This is a genomic window from Streptomyces sp. SID14478, assembly GCF_010548525.1.
Classification (GTDB): Bacteria; Actinomycetota; Actinomycetes; order Streptomycetales; family Streptomycetaceae; genus Streptomyces.
The window spans coordinates 1-4,758 of the sequence record NZ_JAAGMG010001483.1; the positions used below are offsets into that span (position 1 = coordinate 1).

Below are 4,758 nucleotides of genomic sequence, written 5' to 3' on the forward strand. Positions count from 1 at the left end.
GGCTGCGGGCGGCGCTCCCGGGAGCCGCCGAAGCCCTCCCGGCCCGGGTCGCCGATCTCGGTGTAGCGCAGCCTGCGGGCCGCGTCGGCGACGTCCGGCTCGGCGTGCGGCACGGAACGGACGACGAGTCCGTCGGTGACCGGCGGACCCACGACCCGGGTGATCCCGGCCAGCGGCGCCCGCACCCGCACCCCGAGCGACGGCTTCAGCTCTCCGCCGAGCGCCGACCACACATCGGACGCGGCCGGGGCGTCGAGGCCGGTGCCGCCCGCGTCCAGACCCACGATCAGGCCGAGTTCGGCGAGCGAGCCGGTCAGCAGCTCCGGGCCGAGCGTGTCGGTGGACACGAGCCGGGCGAGCACCTGCGAGAGCAGCCGGTGCTCGTCCTGCGGGCGGCTCGCCCATGCTGTCACCAGATACGTCAGCTCGAACCAGCGCGCCGGGGCGCGCCGCGCGACGACGAGGCCCTCGTCGTCGTAGATCTCCCCACTGCTGCTGCCGCGCCGGGTGTTGTCCTCGCGGATGTCGTACAGGAACACACAGACCGTGGGCGCGCTGCGCCGGGCCGCCCAGTCGCGGGTCGGCGCGTCGAAGACCACCTCGACGCCCGACGCCGCGAGCCCGGAGCCGTCGAGCAGCCCGCGCAGCGCCTCGTCGACCTCGTGGATCACCGGCGGGTCACCTCGTCCGGCGGCTGCACACTGCCGTTGACGACCAGGAAGTCCGTCTTCACCGGGGAGAATCCGGGACCGCTCGCGGTGATGGTCCGCGGGCCCGTCTGGTCCTTGGTGAGGATCAGCAGCTGCCCGATGAACGTGCCGTCAGCCTTCGGCACCGTCGGGGCCGCGGCGGCGGTGATGCCCGGCTTCCACCGCAGCCGCACCGGCACGCCGGGAGGGAAGTCCTTGCCGCGTACGGACGTCACGAAGCCGGGCTTGCCGATCGGCGGCACGGCGACGATCTTCGGCTGGAGGATCCGCAGCCGCTGCCGGGCGGAGTTGTCCCCGAGGTCGGCGTCCGTGCCGCTGGTCGTCAGCGTTCCCGTGACCTGCGTGGTGAGCGCCTTCTTGGGGCTGAGTACGACCGTGAGCGTGGTCCGCGCGCCGGGCGCGAGATCGGGCAGCGCGCACAGCCAGCCGTCGTCACAGCCCGGGGGCCGCCCGTTGTTCGGGACGCCTGCGGGCAGCCCGAGGCGCAGCCGCAGCCCGGTGGCCAGCGCGTTGCGGCCGTTGCTGACGGTGTACGTGACGACGACGCGGCCGCCCACGTAGCCCGGGTTCGGCTGGGCCGTGACGCGGACACCCGGTCCCGCCTTCGGGGCAGGGGGCTCGGCGGGCGGCGGGGGAGCGGGCGGGGTCGTCGGCGGTTTCGACGTGAGCGGCATCGGGCTCGGCGTCGGGTCGGGCGGCGCGGGCGCCTCGCGCACCGGGACCACGGTCCGGTCGGTGTTGTCGCCCGGGTTCGGATCGAGGACCGTGCCGGTGACCGACCAGCCGACCGGCTGCTGCCCCGGCGTGACCCCGGTGAGGGTGACCGTCACCGGGACGGTGCTGCCGGGCGGCACCACACCCAGGTCGCAGGTGAGCGCGGCGGCGTCACAGGTGGCGCCGGGTGCGGTGAGGCCGGTGACGGTGACGCCCGTGGGCGGGGCGACGGTCAGCCGGGTGCCGGGCGAGGCGGCGGGTCCGTGGTTGACGACGTCGACCTCGACGGTGCCGGTGCGGCCGACGACGACCTCCCCGGAGGTGTCGGGCGCCTGCACCGCGAGGTCCACGGACTGCTGCACGCTCGGTTCCTTCTGCCGCCCCGGCAGTTCGTCGGTGAGCGGCGTCATCGCGCCCGACGCGACGTCCACCTGGTGCAGCTTCTCCGGGCTGTTGGCGGCCTGTCCGGCGCGGGAGCTGACGATCAGGCTCTTGCCGTCGGCGGCCCACGCGGCGTCGCGCGGCTGGAACGGGCCGGTGGCCGTCGTGTCCGGCAGTTCGCGACCGCACGCCCCGGGCAGGCCGCGCGCGGCGGAGGGCAGCAGGACCCGGCAGTCGTCACCGGTGAGCGAGGTGAGCAGGATGCCGTTGTGCTCGTCGACCTTGCCGCCGCCGTTCTTCCGGTTGAAGGCGAGCGTCTGCCCGTCCGGTGAGAACGCCGGGCTATCGTCGATGACCTGGCAGGTCCCCGGGCAGTCCGTGGCGCTCAGGTCGCGCTGCTGGTCGAGGTGGTCCACCGGCACGGTCCACACGTGCTTGTTGCCGCCGTTCCCGCCGATCGTCTCGTTGCGGGTGAAGGCGAGGGTGGTGCCGTCGGAGGACCAGGTCGGCTGGGCGTCGCCGCCGGTGGCCTCGCCGGCGGGCGGCGTGATCTCGCCCCGCAGCGCACCGGTCGCGGCGTCCGCGATCAGGACCCGGCTGGGCCCCGCGGCCTCGCCGACGCCGCCCGGCGAAGTCCGCGTGAACGCGAGGGACTTGCCGTCGGGCGAGAACGTCGGATCGGTGTCCCAGTCCTTGGCGCCGCGCCCCGCGAGCGGCATGGCCTGCGCGTGCGTCCCGTCGGCGTCGGCCAGCCAGATCCGCTCGATCCGCCCGTCGGCGGTGTCCTCGAACCGGGTCACCACGATGCGGCGGCCGTCCGGCGTGTAGTTCTGCCGCTCGGTCCACGGGTCGAACCCGGCCGCCGGCCGGAACAGCGGATCCTTCGCCGGATCGGTGTTGCTGTCCGCCTCCGGATCCTCCTTGAGGACCGTCAGGCCGAGGTCGCGCGGGTCGGAGCCGTCGGCGCGGATGTCCTGGAGGGTCACCACGTGCGGGCCCGCGGCGGTGGTGCGGTCCACGACCGCGCCGCCGCCGTCGACCGTTCCGAGCCAGGTGACCGTCTCGATCTCGCGGTCCTCGCTGAGCACCAGTGAGGGCGTCGCGTCGGAGTGCGCCGTCGTGCGGAAGACGTGGTCCCAGTCGCCCTCGCACTCACAGGTGACGTCCGGGCTGAGGAACACCACCCCGTCCCCGTCGGGCAACCACGCTGCCCCGTGGGTCTGCCAGTCGGCCTGCGCGCCGGACAGCAGCGGTCCGCCGCCGCCCCCGCTGCCCGCGGTCCAGCGCAGCCGCGGCCCGTCGGGGCCCGTGGCCGTGTAGGCGATGATGTCCCGGTTCTCGGCGTCGTCCACCGGGTTCCAGGCGGGCTCGCTCGCCGTGCCGTCCGCCGGGTCGGTGACGCGCAGGGGCGTGCCGCCCGCCAGGGGCCGTACGTAGAGCTGCTGCCCGGCCGCGGGATCGGCGTCGCCGGAGTACGCGAGCCGCTGCCCGTCCGGCGACACCGTCGGGCACTCCTCGTCCGCGGGCGTGTCCGTCAGCCGCGTCAGTCCCGAACCGTCGGTGCGTACGAGCCACAGGTCGCGCTGCGTCCCGCCGCCGGCCGCGCCGGGTTCGGCCGAGTCGAACACCACGGCCTGTCCGTCCGGGGTGAGCCGCGGGTGCGCCGCGTCCCGCCCGCTGGTCAGCTTGCGCACCGACCCGTCGGCGGCCCGCAGGTAGACCTGCGGCTTCTTCTCGTCACGGCGGCTCGCGAACACCAACTGGTCGCCCAGCGCGGACGGCTGGGTGTCGAAGTGGGCGGGCCCGTCGCCGAACAGCGGCGTGCTCGACGTGGTGGTCTCCACCCGGCCGAGACTGCGGTGCCGGGTCCCCGCGTACGCGACGCGGGTGTCGCCCGCGTCCGCCGCCACCGCCTTGGCGCCCACCTCTTCGGGCCCGGCCGCCGCGGTCACCGCGAACAGGGGCACCAGCAACAGCAATGCCATGCCGATACGCCCCGGGCGGAGCCTTCGGCCCCCGGGTCCCTCCGTGCCTGCCACGGCCCACCTCACCGTCCGAAACCGCCTTCGCACATACGACGGTCATCCTGTGCCGCGCCGACCCCGGCGCAGCAGGTCCCACGGGACGCACCCGGGGGAAACGGCGGGTGGGCATTCGGGCAGCGGACCGGCCGCACCCGGCCCTCGTGGGGCGCCGTCAGATCAGGCCGTTGCGCAGCGCGTACCCCACGGCGTGCGCGCGGTTGCGCAGTTGCAGGCGGGTGATGACCTCGTGCAGCACGTTCTTGACGGTCCGTTCGGAGTACGACGTCTTGTGGGCGATCTCCGCGGTGTCCAGGCCCTCCGACACCAGGCGCAGCATCTCCGCCTCGCGCGAGGTCAGCGTCGACAGGGACGCGGCACGCGGGTCGAGCGTGGAGCGCTGGAGGCTGCCGACGTGGCTGAGCAGCTTCGCGAGGAGGTCTCCGGGGAGCATGCCCTCGCCGTTGGCTATCGCGAGGACCAGGCGCAGCAGCCGGTCCTGGTCGGCCTCCGCGCGCCGCAGCACCGCGGCGACGCCGGAGTCGATGGCACGCTGCAGGGCGTCCCCCGACTCGAAGGTGCCGACCACGAGCCCCGTACGGGTGTCGGAGTTGTGGCGCAGCCGGTTCAGCAGGGCGGTCGTCTCGTCGTCGACGGTGTCGACGGTGACCAGCGACACCCGCGCGCCGTCCGCGTCGGCGTCGTCCAGGAGGTGGATCTCGGGGCGCTGGCGCAACTGCTGCACGACGCCCACGTACAGCACGGGGTCGGGCGCGTAGACGGCCACCGACACCCGTTCGGGGCGCTCGGTCGTCGTCGTCCAGCGGGCGGTGCGCGTCAGGGAGGCGGAGGCAGGGGTGCTTGCCTGAGGGCAGGTCATGGTCGGTACCTGTTCCTTGAAGCATGGGGGGTCGAGGAGGGTCGCTGCGCGA

3 protein-coding genes are annotated in these 4,758 nt (G+C 74.5%); all 3 read right to left on the reverse strand.

Going from position 1 to position 4,758, the window contains the following annotated elements; translation table 11 throughout:
- A partial coding sequence (locus tag G3I40_RS46210; RefSeq protein ID WP_164560767.1) for a DUF4255 domain-containing protein occupies window positions 1-671 on the reverse strand: 671 nt, incomplete at its 3' end.
- On the reverse strand, window positions 668-3,790 hold the full coding sequence (locus G3I40_RS46215; protein WP_164560768.1) for a DUF11 domain-containing protein: 3,123 nt from the start codon (window positions 3,788-3,790) through the stop codon (window positions 668-670). The genes G3I40_RS46210 and G3I40_RS46215, both read right to left, overlap by 4 nt.
- A 211-nt stretch (window positions 3,791-4,001) precedes the next feature.
- Window positions 4,002-4,706 carry a LuxR C-terminal-related transcriptional regulator gene (locus tag G3I40_RS46220; protein ID WP_164560769.1) on the reverse strand — a complete coding sequence of 235 codons (705 nt, stop codon included), beginning with the start codon at window positions 4,704-4,706 and terminating at the stop codon, window positions 4,002-4,004.
- Between the last annotated feature and the right edge of the window lie 52 nt (window positions 4,707-4,758).